General features: G+C 70.9%; 16 protein-coding genes. 5 read left to right on the top strand and 11 right to left on the bottom strand.

Annotated elements, in window-relative coordinates:
• Window positions 1-208 precede the first annotated feature (208 nt).
• Window positions 209-1,159, bottom strand: coding sequence for a diacylglycerol/lipid kinase family protein (locus Asi02nite_RS11315; protein ID WP_203712357.1), 951 nt, complete (start codon window positions 1,157-1,159; stop codon window positions 209-211).
• Between the two features lie 91 nt (window positions 1,160-1,250).
• Between Asi02nite_RS11315 and Asi02nite_RS11310 the strand changes: the two genes are divergently transcribed.
• Window positions 1,251-1,643 carry a hypothetical protein gene (locus Asi02nite_RS11310; RefSeq protein WP_239126640.1) on the top strand — a complete coding sequence of 131 codons (393 nt, stop codon included), beginning with the start codon at window positions 1,251-1,253 and terminating at the stop codon, window positions 1,641-1,643.
• 9 nt (window positions 1,644-1,652) lie between these two features.
• Here the strand turns inward: Asi02nite_RS11310 and Asi02nite_RS11305 are convergent, their stop codons facing one another.
• From Asi02nite_RS11305 to Asi02nite_RS11295, 3 genes are all read right to left on the bottom strand, one after another.
• Window positions 1,653-2,612, bottom strand: a complete 960-nt coding sequence (locus Asi02nite_RS11305; RefSeq protein ID WP_203712497.1) for a zinc-binding dehydrogenase — start codon at window positions 2,610-2,612, stop codon at window positions 1,653-1,655.
• 167 nt (window positions 2,613-2,779) lie between these two features.
• Window positions 2,780-3,955: an NAD(P)-dependent malic enzyme gene (locus tag Asi02nite_RS11300; RefSeq protein WP_203712356.1), complete on the bottom strand. Its 1,176-nt coding sequence runs from the start codon at window positions 3,953-3,955 to the stop codon at window positions 2,780-2,782.
• A 99-nt stretch (window positions 3,956-4,054) separates the two neighbouring features.
• Window positions 4,055-4,378 (bottom strand): S24/S26 family peptidase, encoded by a 324-nt coding sequence (locus tag Asi02nite_RS11295; RefSeq protein ID WP_275410308.1) that lies wholly within the window; start codon window positions 4,376-4,378, stop codon window positions 4,055-4,057.
• An 86-nt stretch (window positions 4,379-4,464) separates the two neighbouring features.
• Here Asi02nite_RS11295 and sodN point away from each other — a divergent pair, with 86 nt between their 5' ends.
• Together sodN and Asi02nite_RS11285 are read left to right on the top strand one after the other, a co-directional pair.
• Window positions 4,465-4,869 (top strand): superoxide dismutase, Ni, encoded by a 405-nt coding sequence (sodN, locus tag Asi02nite_RS11290; protein WP_203712355.1) that lies wholly within the window; start codon window positions 4,465-4,467, stop codon window positions 4,867-4,869.
• Between the two features lie 104 nt (window positions 4,870-4,973).
• Window positions 4,974-5,384, top strand: coding sequence for an ATP-binding protein (locus tag Asi02nite_RS11285; RefSeq protein WP_203712354.1), 411 nt, complete (start codon window positions 4,974-4,976; stop codon window positions 5,382-5,384).
• A 51-nt stretch (window positions 5,385-5,435) separates the two neighbouring features.
• On the opposite strand, the gene Asi02nite_RS11280 is transcribed toward Asi02nite_RS11285, so the two are convergent.
• Window positions 5,436-6,389: a phosphotransferase family protein gene (locus Asi02nite_RS11280; protein WP_239126639.1), complete on the bottom strand. Its 954-nt coding sequence runs from the start codon at window positions 6,387-6,389 to the stop codon at window positions 5,436-5,438.
• Between the two features lie 408 nt (window positions 6,390-6,797).
• Here Asi02nite_RS11280 and Asi02nite_RS11275 point away from each other — a divergent pair, with 408 nt between their 5' ends.
• The gene (locus Asi02nite_RS11275; protein ID WP_203712353.1) at window positions 6,798-8,102 is read left to right on the top strand and encodes a hypothetical protein; all 1,305 of its coding nucleotides are present in this window, start codon (window positions 6,798-6,800) and stop codon (window positions 8,100-8,102) included.
• A 49-nt stretch (window positions 8,103-8,151) separates the two neighbouring features.
• Here the strand turns inward: Asi02nite_RS11275 and Asi02nite_RS11270 are convergent, their stop codons facing one another.
• Entirely contained in the window at window positions 8,152-8,946 is a 795-nt protein-coding gene (locus tag Asi02nite_RS11270; protein WP_239126638.1) for an alpha/beta hydrolase family protein, read from the bottom strand.
• 248 nt (window positions 8,947-9,194) lie between these two features.
• Window positions 9,195-10,118: an alpha/beta hydrolase family protein gene (locus tag Asi02nite_RS11265; RefSeq protein ID WP_203712349.1), complete on the bottom strand. Its 924-nt coding sequence runs from the start codon at window positions 10,116-10,118 to the stop codon at window positions 9,195-9,197.
• 86 nt (window positions 10,119-10,204) lie between these two features.
• Between Asi02nite_RS11265 and Asi02nite_RS11260 the strand changes: the two genes are divergently transcribed.
• Window positions 10,205-10,387 (top strand): hypothetical protein, encoded by a 183-nt coding sequence (locus tag Asi02nite_RS11260; protein ID WP_203712347.1) that lies wholly within the window; start codon window positions 10,205-10,207, stop codon window positions 10,385-10,387.
• A gap of 31 nt (window positions 10,388-10,418) precedes the next feature.
• Here the strand turns inward: Asi02nite_RS11260 and Asi02nite_RS11255 are convergent, their stop codons facing one another.
• The 4 genes from Asi02nite_RS11255 to Asi02nite_RS11240 form a co-directional block, all read right to left on the bottom strand.
• Window positions 10,419-11,561 carry an acetate kinase gene (locus Asi02nite_RS11255; RefSeq protein WP_203712345.1) on the bottom strand — a complete coding sequence of 381 codons (1,143 nt, stop codon included), beginning with the start codon at window positions 11,559-11,561 and terminating at the stop codon, window positions 10,419-10,421.
• Window positions 11,558-13,600, bottom strand: a complete 2,043-nt coding sequence (gene pta / locus Asi02nite_RS11250) for a phosphate acetyltransferase (RefSeq protein WP_203712343.1) — start codon at window positions 13,598-13,600, stop codon at window positions 11,558-11,560. Before pta ends, Asi02nite_RS11255 begins: the two co-directional genes overlap by 4 nt.
• 57 nt (window positions 13,601-13,657) lie before the next feature.
• Window positions 13,658-13,834: a DUF6104 family protein gene (locus Asi02nite_RS11245; RefSeq protein ID WP_203712341.1), complete on the bottom strand. Its 177-nt coding sequence runs from the start codon at window positions 13,832-13,834 to the stop codon at window positions 13,658-13,660.
• Window positions 13,834-16,995, bottom strand: a 3,162-nt coding sequence (locus tag Asi02nite_RS11240; RefSeq protein WP_203712339.1) for a multifunctional oxoglutarate decarboxylase/oxoglutarate dehydrogenase thiamine pyrophosphate-binding subunit/dihydrolipoyllysine-residue succinyltransferase subunit, incomplete at its 5' end; no start/stop codon positions are given. The genes Asi02nite_RS11240 and Asi02nite_RS11245, both read right to left, overlap by 1 nt.

The following is a 16,995-nucleotide window of genomic DNA, read 5'->3' as shown; positions in this document are numbered from 1 at the left end:
TCGCGATGTCAAGGGGGACGCCGCGAAAAAGTCTGAGCGGGTGAGCAAGCTCACGACCCCTTTGTCCGGTTTTCGAGCAACTGCCCGGCACCCGGATTTCGCCAGCCGCAATCAATGTAGTACGGTCCGGGCCACATTACTGGCATTTCCGGCACGTGTCACCCCTGCGACGGCCAAAATCCGCGCCCTGACACCCCGTACCCGCTCCTCAGCAGATTACTCTCAGCGCTTGCGCCACGGAGGTAAATCTGACTTTTTCCCGCTCGCCGAGATAGTCGCCATCGACTTGGAAGGCCTCGGGACGCCTCGCGAGCAGCGTGAATTCGTGAATGTCGTGGAGTTGAACGATTTGCCGGCCGTGGGGATTCGTGCGCGGCGACAAAATCTGCGTGACTGTGCGTGTCGTGGTCGCGACCGCTAGCTGACGAAGGGCCAGCACGTCAAGTCCAAGATCGAACGAAGCGTCCGGATTGGGGCTTACCGCCCGATCGCCGAGATAGGTCCACGGCGTGGTGTTCTGGATGATCACCGAGGCGAGCTCATCGATGATCGTCTCGGCCGGCCGCTCCAGCGAGATCGCCGGATGGCGCCGGTCGGTCGCCAGATACTCACCGAACGTAGACCGCAGATACAGCGTGTTCGTCGACACACGGCCGCGCGATCGGGCCCGTTCGACGCGCCGGATGACCGCCGCGTCGAGACCGAATCCTGCACAGAAAGTGAAGTAGCGGTCGTCCGCCCGGCCGAGCCCGATCGTGCGGAACCGGCCCGCGCGCAACCCCTCGAGGATCACGCCGGTGCCTTCTATCCAGTCTTTCGGGAGCCCGATGGCCCGGGCGAAGACGTTCGTCGATCCACCGGGTACGACCGCGAGGGCGGGCAACCGCTCGGCCGGTGTGGTGTCGCCCAGCGGCGGCAGCTCCGGCAGCGCACCCATCAGGCCGTTGACGGCCTCGTTGACCGTTCCGTCCCCACCGAGGGTGACCACCACGTCGACGCCGTGCCGCGCCGCCTCGCGGACCAGGTTGACCGCGTGGCCGCGCCGGCGGGTGAACTCGACCCGCAGGTCGACAGCGCTTCGCAGCGCACGGATCAGGACGTCGCGGCTGCGTTCGGAGGTTGTGGTGGCCTTCGGGTTGACCACCAGCAAGGCCCGCATGTGGCGGACTGTACCCGCGTGCGGTCACCCTCCGTGCGGCCTTTGCCGCGCCCGTGAGCTGTGTCGCGCACCGCGGCGGTATCGTGGCCGCGTGTCCGAGACCCCCGCCGAGCCCGCGCCCAGCACCCTGCGCGCCGCCGTGTGGCTGCTGTTCGCGGAAGCCGCCGGCATGGTCGTGCTCACCGCCTACCTGGTGTACGAGCTGCTCACGGTAGAAGCGGTGGACACCACGTCGGGCCTGCTGCTCGCCGTGTTCGCGGCGTTCGGCGCCCTGGCGCTGTTCCTGATCGGGCGCGCGCTCGGCCAGGGCCGCGCCGGCGCCCGCGGGCCGGGCATCGTGTTGCAGCTCATGCTCTGTGCCGTCGGTTACTACATGATCCAGGGCGGGCTGGCCTGGCTCGGCGCGCTGCTGATCGCGCTCGGCCTGCTGCTCTGCGGCCTGATGCTGGCGCCGGCGAGCAACCGCGCCCTCGGGGTCGGCTGAGGCCCGCGTTTAGCGGGTGTGGTCCAGCACGATCTTGCCGAACACGTCGCCCTCGTGGAGGCGGCCGAAGGCGCGCTCGACCTCGGAGAAGCCGATCACCTCGTCGACGATCGGGCGGACGGCCTTGTCGGCGCAGAACGCGAGCAGCGCGGCGAGTTCGCCGGGGGTGCCCATGGAGCTGCCGAGGATCTCGAGTTGCATCGCGTACACCCGGCGCAGGTCGAATGTCGGTAGGTGGCCCGAGGTCGCGCCGGACACGACGATGCGCGCGCCGGGGGCGCTGGCCTTCATCGAGTGCTCGAACGTCGCCTCGCCGACCGTCTCGATCACCACGCCGACCCGTTCCGGCAGCCGCGCGCCCGGCTCGAGGGCCGTCGCGCCGCGCGCGCTGATCCGGTCGCGCTTGTCGGCGTCGCGGCTCGTGACGTAGACCCGCTTGTCCATGGCGACGGCGATCAGCGCGGCCGCGGTGGCGACGCCGCCGCCGGCACCCTGGATCAGCACCGCGTCGGTCTCGTCGACCCGACCCTTGGTGGTCAGCATCCGGTAGGCGGTCAGCCACGCCGTCGGCAGGCAGGCGACGTCGGCCCAGGACAGGTCGGCCGGCTTCGGGACCAGGTTCTCCACGGGTACGGCGACGCGTTGCGCGAAGGTCCCCGGGAAGTGCTCGGACAGGAGCGAGTAGCCCCGCGGGTCGCTCGGGGTCGTGATGACCGGATAGACGACGACCTCCTCGCCACCCGGCGCGATGCCGGCGGCGTCACAGCCCAGGATCATCGGTAGCTGCTGCTCGCGCAGCCCGACGCCGCGCAGCGACCAGAGGTCGTGGTGGTTGAGCGAACTGGCCCGCACCTCGACGGTGGCCCAGCCGTCGCGCTGCTCGGGTTCGGGCATCTCACCGACGGCGAGCGCGGACAACGGGTTGGCGTCATCGAACTTGGTCGCGAAGGCAGCACGCATGTGTGGAATCTAGCCGCTGGGCGGCCGCGGCGCCGCGCCCATGGAAGCAGAGCAGAGCGAGAACGGCACCAGGTCCGTGGTTGGTGGTGCCAACCGCGGACCTGGCAGCGCAGCGAAGCGGAGCGGTGTCCGGCGGGAGCGACGGTCGTGCCCCCGGCGGACCCGGGAAAAATCTCTCAGACCCGGGCGACGCCGTCGCGGTGTGCGGCTTCGGCGACCGCGGTGGCGACCGCCGGTGCGACGCGCGGGTCGAGCGGCGACGGGACGAACGCCTCGGGGCTCAGGCTGTCGGCGACGACGTTCGCGATCGCGTCGGCCGCCGCCACCTTCATGCCCTCGGTGATGCGGGTGGCCCGGGCCTCCAGCGCGCCGCGGAAGATGCCCGGGAACGCCAGCACGTTGTTGATCTGGTTGGGGAAATCGCTGCGGCCGGTGGCCACCAGGGCCGCGTGCCGCGCCGCGATCTCGGGGTGCACCTCGGGTGTCGGGTTGGCGAGGGCGAAGACGATCGCGCCCGAGGCCATCGTGGCCACCGCCGACTCGGGGATCTCGCCGCCGGACACGCCGATGAGCACGTCGGCGCCCGAGAGCGCCTCGGCGATGCCGCCGTCGCGGCGGTGCGGGTTGGTCAGCGCGGCCATCTCCGCCTTGGCGACCGCGGCGGGCGCGGCCAGGTCGGGACGGTCCGAGCGCAGGATGCCGCGCGAGTCGACGAGCAGCACCTCGGCCGGGTTGACGCCGCCCGCGACGAGCATCTTGGTGACCGCGATGCCGGCCGCGCCGGCGCCGCTGACCACCACGCGCAGGTCGGTCAGCTTGCGTTCGAGCAGGGACGCCGCGTTGCGCAGCGCGGCGAGCACGACGATCGCGGTGCCGTGCTGGTCGTCGTGGAACACGGGGATCGGCAACGCCTCGTCGAGCCGGCGCTCGATCTCGAAGCAGCGCGGTGCGCTGATGTCCTCGAGGTTGATGCCGCCGAACGACGGCGCGAGCGCCGTCACCGTGTCGATGATGCCGTCGATGTCCTGTGTGTCGAGGCAGATCGGCACGGCGTCGACACCGCCGAACTGCTTGAACAGCACGGCTTTGCCCTCCATGACCGGCATCGCGGCGCGCGGGCCGATGTTGCCGAGGCCGAGGACGGCGGAGCCGTCGGTGACCACGGCCACCGTGTGCGACACCCAGGTGTAGTCGTCGACCAGCGTGGGATCGGCCGCGATCGCCTCGCACACCTGGGCGACGCCCGGTGTGTAGGCCAGCGAGAGGTCGTCGCGGCTGGTCAGTGGGACGGTCGAGGTGACCGCCATCTTGCCGCCGCGGTGCAGTTGGAAAACCGGATCCTCTGCGGACATGTGCAGTACTCCATAATCGCGTCGAAGGTCGGCCGGCAGAGAGGTGCCGGCTCGACGCGAGGTCAGCGGTGACCGGCGAAGCACAGCGGGGGTTGCCCGCTAACTGTCGAGCATAGTGCGTGACCGGATCCGGGACGGCCGCGGCCAGTAACGCGCGACGACGCGGCCGCGCACCTCGGCGACGCCGTACGCGCGGGAGTCGTCGGTGACGAACTCGTTGTCGCCCCGCAGCCACCAGCCGCCGTCCTGGGGCCGGACCGCGCGTTTCACGACGAGCAGATCGGGGCGCGCGCGGAAACTGGCGACCACGACATCGCCGGGACGGATCGGACGACCGCCGCGCAACACCAGTAGTGCGTCACCGTCACGCATGGTGGGCGCCATCGACGGACCGCGCACCAGCACGGCGAAAAGTGACGCCACGAACGTTCCTCCGCGATGTTTCGGTGGAGCGCCGAGGGTAATGTCCACAGCGAGGATCATCGTAAGCTTTCTTTGGAGGAGTCCAGATGCGACTTCCAAGCTTCCTAACGCCGCGGACGGTCGTCAGCGCCCACTGCGACCTGCCGTGCGGCGTATACGACCCGGCTCAGGCCCGCATCGAGGCCGAGTCGATCAAGGCGATTCAGGAGAAGTACCAGGCCAACGACGACCCGGTCTACCGCACCCGGGCGCTGCTCATCAAGGAGCAGCGGTCGGAGCTGGTCAAGCACCACCTGTGGGTGCTGTGGACCGACTACTTCAAGCCGCCGCACTTCGAGAAGTACCCGCAGCTGCACCAGCTGTTCAACGAGGCCACCAAGCTGGCCGGCGGCGCCGGCACCAAGGAGTCCGTCGACCCGGCGACCGGCGACAAGCTGCTCGCCAAGATCGACGAGATCGCGAAGATCTTCTGGGAGACCAAGCAGGCCTGAGCGGTTCTCGCACCTGTGACCGGCCGGCGCCCCGCTGTGGGTGCCGGCCGGTGCCGTCGGCAGGTTTCCTTACAACCCGGTAGAGTCCGCAACCGGTGAGCCAGATGACCACGCAGTCCGATTCCGGCGCGACGTTCGACGACGACGTCGTGCTCCTGTCCGTGCCCGCCGACGGCGGCTACCTCGGCGTGCTCCGCACCGCGACCGCGACGCTCGCGGCCCGGCTGCAGTTCGCCCTGGACGAGATCGAAGACCTCCGGATCGCCGTCGACGAGGCCTGCGCGATGCTGCTGGTCGTCGCGACGCCGGGCGCCGAGCTGGAGTGCCGGTTCTCCGTGACCGACGACGCGCTGCTGGTCGAGGTCGAGGTGCCGACGGTGGTCGGCGCGCGACTGCCCGCGGAGAGCTCGTTCGCGTGGAAGGTCCTGACCGCGCTGACGAGCTCGGCGAGCGCGACGGCCGAGGGCGGCCGGGCGACCATCCGCCTGATCACGCGGCGGACCGGCATCAGCTGAGCCGTGGCGACAACCTGGTGGTGGTTGTTGCCCACCGTTCGCAGGTGCCCGTCAGTCGCCCTGCCAGGTGAGATATCCGGTGAGATAGCGCAGCGCCGCGGCCGGGTCGTCGGTGGCGCCGTGCGGGCGGCGCAGGTCGTCGACGAAGATCGCGATGTCGTCGAGTCGCCACCGCAGTCGATAGAACGCCATGACCGCCGGGGACACCGCGATCCCGGTCGCCTCCGTGTAGCGCGTCAGCAGGGCCGGGTCGGGGTCGAGCAGCCAGAGGTCGCGCTCGGACGGGGCCAGCCGCACGGTCTCCCAGTCGAGCAGGCGCGGGCCTTCGGCGCTCTGGAGGACGTTGCCCGGGTGCGGCTCGCCGTGGGTGACGACCCAGGAGGCGCTCGTCGCCTGGATCTCGGCGACCAGCCCGTCGAAGTCGGCGAGCCAGCCGGCGACCCGGTCGGCGTGGCGGGCGAGCAGGTCGCGGGCCGGTTCGGCGTAGGGACCGCCGGGCCACCTGCGGTCGAGGTCGGCCAGCGCGCGATCGAGACCGTCGCGGCCGGCCAGGCGCGGGTCCGCGCGCGGCGCGGTGGCCGCGACGACCGGCGTGGCGAGGTGCAGCGCGGCCAGCAGGTCGACGACCCGGGCGCGGTCCGCCGGCGGGTGCGGGCCGAAGTCGCCGGTCGTGCCGTCGACGTGCGGATAGACGGACAGCGCGTGCCGCGGGGTGAGTCGCCAGGTGGGGCCGCCAGTCACCGTGGCGACGGGCGCGACGACGAAGTCCAGCCCGGCCTCCGCGCGCAACCTCAGCGCCGTGGCCAGCGCAGCGTCCAGCGCGGCGCCGCCGGCCACGTCGTCGACGGTGACGAACCAGCGCCGGTCGTCGGTCGTGACGGCCGACCAGTGGTAGCTGCCCGCGCCGACCGGCAGGTAGTCGACCGTGCGCACGGCCAGACCCCAGCCGGCTGCCAGCCCGCTGACGAGGTCGGTGTCGGTCACGCCCGCCGGTCTGTCCCGCATAGCCGGACATTCTCGCGTACGGGCGGCCGCGCCAGGGGGCGCGAGCTGGGCAAATGGATCACTCTTCCGGGCTACGGGATGCCCCAATCTCGGGTTGGCGAGAAACCGGACCTTTAGGAAAGTTCAAATCGGACAAATGCTGGTTATCAGCGAACCGAAATCCCGCATGTAAGGGTCCGCACAGCCGCTCTTAAGGATCGCTAAAGGCCAGATCCACAACGGATTTTCTGTCCGTCTGCGCGTTCTCCCGTGCCCGGTAAAGTCGCTCCCGTTCCGCGGTGGCACCCACGGAAAGCTTTTCGAAGGAGTCAGATCTCGATGTTTTCGGCAGCCCGCAAAGGCACCCGACGAGCACCGCACGGCACCGGGAGGAGGTTCAGCTTCCGACGGCCCGGACGTGCGCTGCTGGTGGCGTTGACCGTGCTCGGGCTCGGCGCCGCGGGCGTCGGGGTGGCGGTCGCCAAGTCCGGGTCGGTCACCGTGACCAAGCCCGGCACCGTGATCGACGGGCAGACCATCAACGGGTACCTGTACGTAAAGGCTGACAACGTAACCATCCGGAACAGCACCATTCGATACGGGGGTTATCACTCGGTTCGCGTGTTCGAAGGGTTCGACGGCACGCGGATCGAGGACACGCAGATCTTCTGTCAGGAAAGCAAGACCAACGGGGTCGTATTCGGCAACTACACCGCCGTGCGCGTCGCACTGCACGGCTGCCGCAACGGCTTCATGTACTCGGACGCCGCGCCGGCGACGATCATCGACTCCACGTGGAACGGGCAGAAGGTCAACGTCGACGGCGGCGTGGCCGTGCCCGGTGGCGGCGACGCACCGACGCAGCCGGCCCCGACCACCGCGCCGACGCCCACCGCCAAGCCGACGCCCACCCCGACCGCGACCGCGAAGCCGGACCCGAAACCGACGAAGCCGGTCGAGGCACCGCCCGCGGGCGGTGGACAGGGTCCGGGCATCCCGAGCTCGTTCCCCGGGCCGAGCAACACGGGCGTGCCCGACGGCACGGCGCTCAAGGCCTCGGGCGGGCTCACGCTGTCCAAGGCGGGCCAGGTCGTCAGCGGCCTCGACATCAAGGGCTGCGTGACGGTCACCGCCAAGAACGTGATCATCCGCAACTCGAAGATCAGCTGCGGCAGCAACTACTCGATCAAGGTGAGTGACGCCAACGCCAACCTGCTCGTCGAGAACGTGACGATCGACGGCCAGGGCAAGAACTCGGCGACGGTGTGCTGCGGCGGCTACACGCTCAAGAAGGTGGAGATCTTCAACACGATCGACGGCCCGCGGCTCGGCACCAACAGCCAGGTCATCGACTCGTGGATCCACCACCTGACCCGGGCGTCCGGCTCGCACAACGACGCGATGCAGACCACCGCCGGCTCCAACATCGTGGTCCGGCACAACACGATCGAGGCCTACAACCCGACCACGAAGGACCCGTTCAACGCCTGCATCATGATCGGTTCGACCACCGGGCCGAGCGTCACCAACCTGTTGTTCGAGCAGAACTTCTGCAACGGCGGCAACTACTCCATCGGTGTGCGGGACGACCTCAACGGTTCCGGCATCGTGTTCCGCGACAACCTGTTCGGCCGCGACTTCCGCTACGGCGTGATCGCGCGGCCCACGCAGACCGGGGTGAGCTGGCAGAACAGCACCAACCTGTTCGCCGACAACCGCAAGCCGGTCAAGTGACGCGCGACGCCGCGGCGGGGCACTGTCCCCGCCGCGGCGTCGGTGTGCGTCAGAGCCGGTCGTCGAGGGTGGCGACGTCGTCGCGGGCGGCCGCCGCCGTGATCCGCGGCTTCACCGCGGGATCGCCGTAGAGCGTGAACCGCAGGAACTCCGTCGTGGTCGCGGCCAGGACCCGGAAGGACGCGCCGCCGTCCCGCAGCAGGGTGGTGCCGTGGTCACCCTCGGGAAAGGACAGGAGCGCCTTCGGCCAGGGTACGGCGTCGTAGGCGGCCTTTCCCGACGCGTACGAGACGGTTTCGTCCCGCTCGCCGTGCACGAACAGCATCGGCGCCGGTGTCCCGCGGAACCCGGTGCCGGCCCCGAGGGCGTTGCCGGACAGCACGACACCGGCATCGAGCCGGGGATCGCGGGCCAGCGTGAACATCCCGACGGTGGTGATCCCACCGGCCGAGTGCCCGGCGGCGGCGACCCGATCGGTGGCGATCCGCCGGAAGAGCCGGTCACCGGTGCGCCCGTCGAGTTCGAGCACCTTCCCGATCACGTACGAGGCGTCGGCCGGCTGGTTGACCACGTCCAGCACGTCGTAGTCGTCGCTGTCGCCGCTGGTGTGCGGATAGGCGGGCGCCGCGACCACGAACCCGGCGGCGGCCCAGCGCCGCAACAAGGGCGCGTAGTCGGCCGGCGACCCACCCAGCCCGTGACTGAACAGCACGACGGGGAACCGGCCCGCACCCTGCGGATAGTAGACGGTGGTCGGCAGCGCGCGCCCGTCCCGGCTGAGCGCGAGGTCCCGCACCGCCACCTCAAACGCCCGCGCCGGCGCCGTCACCTTCGGCTGCGGCACGACCGATACGACACTGGGCGACGGCACGGGGGTGCGGAACACCGGCGTGCGTGACGGTGCGTCTGCACTGCAACCGGCCAACAGCACCGCACTCAGAAAGGCGGCGCAACCAACCGCGGACCTGGCAGCGAAGCGGAGCGAGCGGTGTCCGGCGGGAGCGACGGTCGTGCCCACCGCGGACCCGGGACAGGCACGGAATGACCGACGACGGGCCGAGGAGGTGCTGTCATCGCCGGGAGAAGTCCCGCTCATCCGCACAGGGGCTTGTCGGGGCCGAAGGCGGTGCGCAGGGTGCCCGGGGCGCAGCGGGCGTGCTTGTCGCCGTCCAGCCGCCAGCGGAGGAAGTCGGTGGTTGACGTCATGACCTCATTGAACCCGCGGTTGCCCGGCGACAGGTAGGAACCGTGGTTGAGGCCGTGCAGCGTCAGGAAGCCCTTGTCCCACGGCACGCGCGCGTAGACCGCCCGGCCCGTCGCGTAGGGGACCGTCGGGTCCGCGTCGCCGTGGATGAAGAGCATCGCCGCCGGTGGGCCGCCGAACTCGAAGCGTGGGCGGGCGCCGGCGATCACGATCGCGCCCTTCAGGCGGGGCGAGTGGCCCTTCTTGAACATCGCGGCCGCCGTGTAGGCGCCGCCCGAGTGGCCCGCGGCGACCACGTCGGCGACGTCCAGGTGGCCCGCGAACAGGTCACCCGGCTCGGTATCCAGGCCGCTGACCGCCGTGACCACCGCCCACGCGTCGGCGGGCTGGTTGACCAGGTCGTCGCGGGTGTAGGCGGGGGCGTTCTTCTTGGTGTGCGGGTACGCCGGCGCGATCACCACGAAGCCCGCCGCCGCCCAGCGGGTGGTCAGCTGCACGTGGTCCTCCGGGCGGCTCTGCAGGCCGTGGCTGAACACCACCAGCGGGAAGCGGCCCGGCGCGAACGGCTTGTCGCGGCCGACCGTGCCGGTGCCGGGCTGGCCGGTCGGTGACGGGGCAGCCGGGTACCAGACCGTGGTGGGCAGCGGGCGCGCCGGGCCGCGGTCGAGATGGAGGGTGCGGACGCCGACCGGGTAACCGACCGGTGCGCCGACGGACGTGCCGCCGGGGGCGGCCACGGCCGGGACGAATGCGGAGATCGCGAACAGGAGCAGCAAGGCGAGCAATGCCAGCAACGACCGCCTTCCCCCCATGAGCACACGGTAAGTGCTGGGAACCGGACAGACGTCAGCCTTTCTGGTGTTTGGGGTGGTCGAACCGGTTCGCTATGGTCGTCGGCATGTCTGACGACTACCGGGACCCGAGCGGCAACACGGAGGCGTTCCGCGCCTTCACGGCCCGCGAGGAAGCCGCCGCCCCCAGCGTTGCCCCCGCCGCCCCCAACCGCCTGCCGCTGATCATCGGCGGTGTGGTCGCCGCCGCGGTCGTGATCGTCCTCGTGCTGGTCTTCGCCCTGGGCTGAGCCGCCCAGGCCGCCGGGCCGGGCCGCCGGGCTAGGCAGCCAGCACGCCCAGCGTCTGGCTCGCGATCTCCCACTCCTCGTCGGTCGGCACCACGCACACCGCCACGGGCGCGTCCGGCGGTGAGATGACCCGTGCCCCGCGCTCGGGCGCGTCGTTGCGGGCCGCGTCGACCTCGATGCCCAGCCGGTCCAGCCCGGCCAGGGCGGCCGCCCGTACGGCCGGCGCGTTCTCCCCGACGCCCGCCGTGAACGTGATCGCGTCCAGCCGCCCCAGCTCGGCGTAGTAGGCGCCCACGTACGACCGGATCCGTCGGCAGTAGACCTCGAACGCCAGGGCGGCCGCCGGGTCACCGGTCGCGCGCCGGGCCAGCAGCGCGCGCATGTCGTTGACCCCGGCCAGCCCCACCAGGCCGCTGCGCCGGTTGAGCAGCTCGTCGATCTCCTCGATCGGCATCCCGGCCACCCGGTGCAGGTGGAAGATGATCGCCGGGTCCAGGTCACCGCTGCGGGTGCCCATCACGAGGCCCTCGAGCGGCGAGAGCCCCATCGACGTCGCCACGCTGCGGCCACCCTCGACCGCGCAGGCGCTCGCCCCGTTGCCGAGATGCAGCGTGATCGTGTTGACCTCCGCCAGCGGCCGGTCGAGCAGCGCCGCCGTGCGCCGCGAGACGATCGCGTGCGACGTGCCGTGGAAGCCGTACCGGTGGATCCCGAAGCGTTCCGCGGTCGCGGCGTCGATGGCGTAGGTGCTCGCCGCGGCCGGCAGCGTGCGGTGGAAGGCCGTGTCGAAGACCGCCACCTGGGGTACGCCCGGCAGCAGCGCCCGGGCGACCTCGATGCCCGCGAGGTTGGCCGGGTTGTGCAGCGGCGCCAGCGGCACGAGCTCGGCGATCGCGGCGACCACCACGTCGTCGACCAGGGCCGGAGCGGTGAATGTCAGTCCACCGTGGACGACGCGGTGGCCGACGGCGGTCAACCCGTCGAGTGGCAGCCCCGCCAGGGCCGCCGACAGCGCCTCGGCGTGGTCGCGGGGCGCGCCCGGGGCGTCCTCGCCGATCCGCTCGACGACGCCGCTGGCGACGACCACGGGTTCGGGCTCGGGGGAGCGTGGCACGTCGAGCAGCCGGTACTTGACCGACGACGAACCGCAGTTGAGCACGAGCACCCGGCTCATCGGGCCGCCGCCTGGATGGCCGTGATCGCGACCGTGTTGACGATGTCCTTCACCGTCGCGCCGCGGGACAGGTCGTTGACGGGGCGGCGCAGGCCCTGCATGACCGGGCCCACCGCGACCGCGCCGGCCGACCGTTGCACGGCCTTGTAGGTGTTGTTGCCGGTGTTGAGGTCCGGGAAGATGAAGACCGTCGCCCGCCCGGCCACCAGGCTGCCCGGCAGCTTCGTGGCGGCGACGTCGGCGTCGATCGCCGCGTCGTACTGGATGGGGCCCTCGACGGGCAGGTCCGGCCGGCGCTCCCGGACGATGCGCGTCGCCGCGGCCACCTTGTCGACGTCGGCGCCCGCGCCGGACGTGCCGGTGGAATAGGACAGCATGGCCACCCGCGGCGTGATGCCGAACGCGGCCGCGGTCTCCGCGCTGGACAGGGCGATGTCGGCGAGTTGCGCCGCGTCCGGGTCGGGGTTGACGGCGCAGTCGCCGTAGACGAGCACCCGGTCCGCGAGCAGCATGAGGAAAACGCTGGACGCGACCGACACCCCGGGCACCGTCTTGATCACCTCGAACGCGGGCCGGATCGTGGCCGCGGTCGTGTGGGTGGCGCCCGAGACCATGCCGTCGGCCTGGCCCGCCAGCACCATCAGCGTGCCGAAGTAGTTGGGGTCGGCGACCACGTCGTGGGCCAGGTCGAGGGTGACGCCCTTGTGCGAGCGCAGGCCGGCGTACGTGGCCGCGAACTCGTCCCGCCAGGGGCTGGTGGCCGGGTCGACGACGGTGGCGCCGGTGATGTCGACGCCGATCTCGCGGACCCGGCGGGCGATGTCGTCCTGCGCGCCGAGCAGCGTCAGGTCGGCGACGCCGCGGCGCAGCAGGATCTCGGCCGCCCGCAGGATCCGCTCCTCGGTGCCCTCGGGCAGCACGAGCCGACGGCGGGTGGAGCGGGCGCGGTCGATCAGGTCGTACTCGAACATCAGCGGTGTCACCCGCGACGAGCGCGCCACCTGCAGGCGGCCGGCCAGCGCGGTGGTGTCCACATGCGACTCGAACGCGCCGAGCGCGGCCTCCACCTTGCGGGGGCTGGTCGCGCTGGGCCGGCCCTCGATCCGGGACGCCGCCGCCACGGTGTGGTAGCTGTCGGCCTCGACCGAGAGCACGGCGAGACCCGTGTCGAGGCGGTCGACCAGCCGCAGCACCCGCGGGTCGGGGCGCTCGCCGAGCGTGAGCATCAGGCCGGCGACCGCGACCAGGCCGCTGGCGTGCGCGCTGGACGCGGCGACGATGAGGTCGGCCCGGTCGCCCGGCGTGATCACCAGGCAGCCGTCGGTCAGGTGGTCGATGAACGCCGGCACGTGCGCGCCGCCCACCACCAGGTCGAGCACGTCCCGGTCGAGGGCGGCGGCGTCGCCGGAGAGGACCGTCGCGCCGAGCGCGGTCGCCACCTCGCCGACGGTCGGCGCCGAGACGGTGGGCACCTCGGGGATCACGTAGGCGGGCACCGGCAGCGCGGGCGGCACGACCCCGGCGGGCGCGCGGTTGGCGATCACCGTGAGCACGGTGGCGCCGAGGTCGGTCAGGCTGTGGTACGCGGTGCTCATCGCGGACGCCGGGTCCTCGGTCTGCCCGTCGACCACCGCGACGGCCACGCTGCCGAGCTCGGTCGCGAGCCGGGTGTTGAAGCCGAGCTGCCGGGGGTCGTCGCTGTCCTCGAGATCGCTACCGATCACGACCATCGCCGGCACCTGGCGCTCGATGGCCCGGTAGCGCTCGACGATCCGGGAGATCAGATCTTCCCGGCGCCCGGCGGCGACCAGCGCGGCGGCCTCGGCGTACGTGGCGCCGTGGAGGTCCGTGGCGGGCAGCGAGATCGCGTAGCGGTCGCGGAGCAGGTCCAGGATCGGGTCGTGACCCGGGTACGTCACCAGCGGGCGGAAAGCCCCGATCCGGCCGACCTGCCGCGAGAGCAGCTCGGCCAGGCCGAGCGCCACCGTCGACTTGCCGCCACCTTCGCCGAAACCCGCGATATAGACACTGCGCCCCACCAACCCAACCTACCGAGGTTGGTCAGTGGGGCGCAGTGATCTCGGTCCTGGGAGCGCTCAGTCTTCGTCGTCGTCGAGGCGCGCCAGCCAGGTGGCGAAGCGCTCCATCGGCGTCTCGAACTCCGGGTTGTCGTCGACGAAGTCGCGGAGCCGGTCGGCGACCCACTCCAGCGACACCGTCTCGCCACCGCGGCGCTCGACGAGCTCCTCGATGCCGCGGTCGGTGAAGTACATCAGCTCTCCGTGGCCTGCGGCAGGGCCGCCTGGACGAGGGCCTGCTGCTCGGCGTCGTGCAGCTTGGTGGAGCCGACCGCGGGGGCGGCGGCGGCCGGGCGGGAGATCCGCCGGAGCCGGACGCCCTCGAGGTGCTCCAGCAGGTTGAGCGCCACGAACGACCAGGCACCCTGGTTGGCCGGCTCCTCCTGGACCCAGGCGAAGTCGACCGCGTTCGGGAACTGCGCCAGAGCCTGCTTCAGCTCGTCGACCGGCAGCGGGTAGAGCTGCTCGACCCGGACGATCGCGGTGTCGGTGATCTTGCGGTCGGCGCGGGCCTGCACCAGGTCGTAGTAGACCTTGCCGGAGCAGAGCAGCACCCGCCGCACGCCGGCCGCGTCGAGGTCGCTGGTGTCGGGGATGACCGGCTGGAACGTGCCGGTGGTGAAGTCCTCGACCGACGACGTGACCAGCTTGTGCCGCAGCAGGGACTTCGGCGTGAAGACCACCAGCGGCTTGCGCTTCGGCGAGAGGGCCTGGCGGCGCAGCAGGTGGAAGTAGTTGGCCGGGGTCGTCGGGATGGCAACGCGGATGTTGTCCTCCGCGGCCATCTGCAGCCAGCGCTCCGGCCGGCCGGAGGTGTGGTCGGGGCCCTGGCCCTCGTGGCCGTGCGGCAGCAGCAGCGTGAGCGCCGACTGCTGGCCCCACTTGACCTCGCCCGAGGTGATGAACTCGTCGGCCACCGACTGGGCGCCGTTGGCGAAGTCGCCGAACTGCGCCTCCCAGAGCACGAGCGCCTCGGTGTTCTCCACCGAGTAGCCGTATTCGAAGCCCATCGCCGCGTACTCCGAGAGCAGCGAGTCGTGCACGAAGAACCGGGCGCGGTCCTTGGTCAGCGTCGCCAGCGGCAGGAAGTCCTTGCCGGTGTCGGCGTCGACGACCGAGGCGTGCCGCTGCACGAACGTGCCGCGGCGGGAGTCCTGGCCGGCCAGCCGCACGGTCACCCCGTCGGCGAGCAGCGTGCCGAACGCGATGATCTCGCCGAAGCCCCAGTCGATGTTGCCCTCGACGGACATCTTGTGGCGCCGGTCGAGCAGTTGCTGGAGCCGCTTGTGCGGGGTGAAGCCCTCGGGCAGGTTGACGTGCGCCTCGCCGACCGCGCGCACTGCCTCGATCGGGACCGCGGTCTCGACCACCGGCTCCGGCTCGGACTGCCGGGTGCGGGCCGGGCGGGTGCCGGTGGCGGCCGCGTCGCGGGTCGCCTTGAACACCTGCTCGAGCTGCTGCTGGTAGTCGCGCAGCAGTTCCTCGGCGTCGTCGACCGTGATGTCGCCCCGGCCGATCAGCTCCTCGGTGTAGAGCTTCCGGACGGACCGCTTCTGGTCGATGATCGAATACATCAGCGGGTTGGTCATCGAGGGGTCGTCGCCCTCGTTGTGACCGCGCCGCCGGTAGCAGACCAGGTCGATCACGACGTCCTTGTTGAACGTCTGGCGGTATTCGAAGGCCAGCCGGGCGACCCGGACGACGGCCTCGGGGTCGTCGCCGTTCACGTGGAAGATCGGCGCCTGGATCATCCGGGCGACGTCGGTCGAGTAGAGCGAGGACCGCGAGTATTCCGGGGCGGTGGTGAAGCCGACCTGGTTGTTGACGACCACGTGCACGGTGCCGCCGGTGCGGTAACCGCGTAGCTGGGAGAGGTTGAGCGTCTCCGCGACCACGCCCTGGCCGGCGAACGCGGCGTCGCCGTGGATGGCCAGCGGCAGGACGGTGTAGCCCTCCAGCTTGAGGTCGATGCGGTCCTGCTTTGCCCGGACGATGCCCTCCATCACCGGGTCGACGGCCTCGAGGTGCGACGGGTTGGCGGTCACCGAGACACTGATCGCGTGCTCGCCGTCGGGCGTCGTGAACTTGCCGTTCTGGCCGAGGTGGTATTTCACGTCGCCCGAGCCGTGCGCCGACTTCGGGTCGATGTGCCCCTCGAACTCGGAGAAGATCTTCTCGTACGGCTTGCCGACGATGTTGGCCAGCACGTTGAGCCGGCCGCGGTGCGCCATGCCGATCACGACCTCGTCGAGGTCACCCTCGGCGGCGGTCTGCAGCACCTCGTCGAGCAGCGGGATCAGCGACTCGCCGCCCTCGAGCGAGAAGCGCTTCTGGCCGACGTACTTCGTCTGCAGGAAGGTCTCGAACGCCTCGGCCGCGTTGAGCCGGTTGAGGATGTGCTTCTGCTCCTCCGGCGTCGGCTTCTCGTATTTGCGCTCTATCCGCTCCTGGATCCAGAGCCGCTCCTCCGGGGCCTGGATGTGCATGTATTCGACGCCGACGCGGCGGCAGTAGCTGTCGCGCAGCACGCCGAGGATGTCGCGCAGCCGCATCGTCTGCTTGCCGGCGAAGCCGCCGACCGGGAAGCTGCGGTCGAGGTCCCACAGGGTCAGGTTGTGCTCGAGCACGTCCAGGTCGGGGTGCTTGCGCATCTTGAACTCGAGCGGGTCGGTGTCGGCCATCAGGTGACCGCGGACCCGGTAGGCGTGGATGAGCTCGATCACCCGCGCCGTCTTGTCGATCTGCCCCTCGGAGCTGACCGCGACGTCGCGCATCCAGCGGACCGGCTCGTAGGGGATCCGCAGCGAGGTGAAGATCTGGTCGTAGAAGCCGTGCTCGCCGAGGACCAACTCGTGGATGGTCTTGAGGAACTCGCCGGACTGCGCGCCCTGGATGATCCGGTGGTCGTAGGTGCTGGTCAGTGTGATGATCTTGCTGACGGCGAGGTCGCCAAGGCGCTCCTCGGACATGCCGGCGTACGGCGCCGGGTATTCCATCGCGCCCACGCCGATGATCGTGCCCTGGCCGATCATGAGCCGCGGCTGGGAGTGCACCGTGCCGATGCCGCCCGGGTTGGTCAGCGAGATCGTCGTGCCGGCGTAGTCGTCCATGGTCAGCTCGTTGCGCCGGGCCCGCCGGACGATGTCCTCGTAGGCCTGCCAGAACTGCCGGAAGTCCATCGTGTCGGCGGCCTTGATCGACGGCACGACCAGGGTGCGGGTGCCGTCGGGGCGCTTGAGGTCGATCGCGATGCCGAGGTTGACGTGCGTCGGCTGGACCACGGCGGGCTTGCCGCCGACCTCGGTGAAGGAGTTGTTCATCTCCGGGTTGGCGCGCAGGGCCCGGACCATCGCCCA

The sequence above is a fragment of the Asanoa siamensis genome (assembly GCF_016862555.1).
Classification (GTDB): domain Bacteria; phylum Actinomycetota; class Actinomycetes; order Mycobacteriales; family Micromonosporaceae; genus Asanoa; species Asanoa siamensis.
Note: the sequence above shows the minus strand (reverse complement) of the source record. Positions and strands in the feature narration are given on the sequence as shown.

What these genes read in the sequence shown, in the direction of transcription:
- Asi02nite_RS11315 (WP_203712357.1), bottom strand. Translation starts at nt 1,159, where the DNA reads ATGCGGGCCTTGCTGGTGGTCAACCCGAAGGCCACCACAACCTCCGAA.
- Asi02nite_RS11260 (WP_203712347.1), top strand. Translation starts at nt 10,205, where the DNA reads ATGTCTGACGACTACCGGGACCCGAGCGGCAACACGGAGGCGTTCCGC.
- Asi02nite_RS11255 (WP_203712345.1), bottom strand. Translation starts at nt 11,561, where the DNA reads ATGAGCCGGGTGCTCGTGCTCAACTGCGGTTCGTCGTCGGTCAAGTAC.
- sodN (WP_203712355.1), top strand. Translation starts at nt 4,465, where the DNA reads ATGCGACTTCCAAGCTTCCTAACGCCGCGGACGGTCGTCAGCGCCCAC.
- Asi02nite_RS11285 (WP_203712354.1), top strand. Translation starts at nt 4,974, where the DNA reads ATGACCACGCAGTCCGATTCCGGCGCGACGTTCGACGACGACGTCGTG.
- Asi02nite_RS11265 (WP_203712349.1), bottom strand. Translation starts at nt 10,118, where the DNA reads ATGGGGGGAAGGCGGTCGTTGCTGGCATTGCTCGCCTTGCTGCTCCTG.
- Asi02nite_RS11300 (WP_203712356.1), bottom strand. Translation starts at nt 3,955, where the DNA reads ATGTCCGCAGAGGATCCGGTTTTCCAACTGCACCGCGGCGGCAAGATG.
- Asi02nite_RS11280 (WP_239126639.1), bottom strand. Translation starts at nt 6,389, where the DNA reads ATGCGGGACAGACCGGCGGGCGTGACCGACACCGACCTCGTCAGCGGG.
- Asi02nite_RS11245 (WP_203712341.1), bottom strand. Translation starts at nt 13,834, where the DNA reads ATGTACTTCACCGACCGCGGCATCGAGGAGCTCGTCGAGCGCCGCGGT.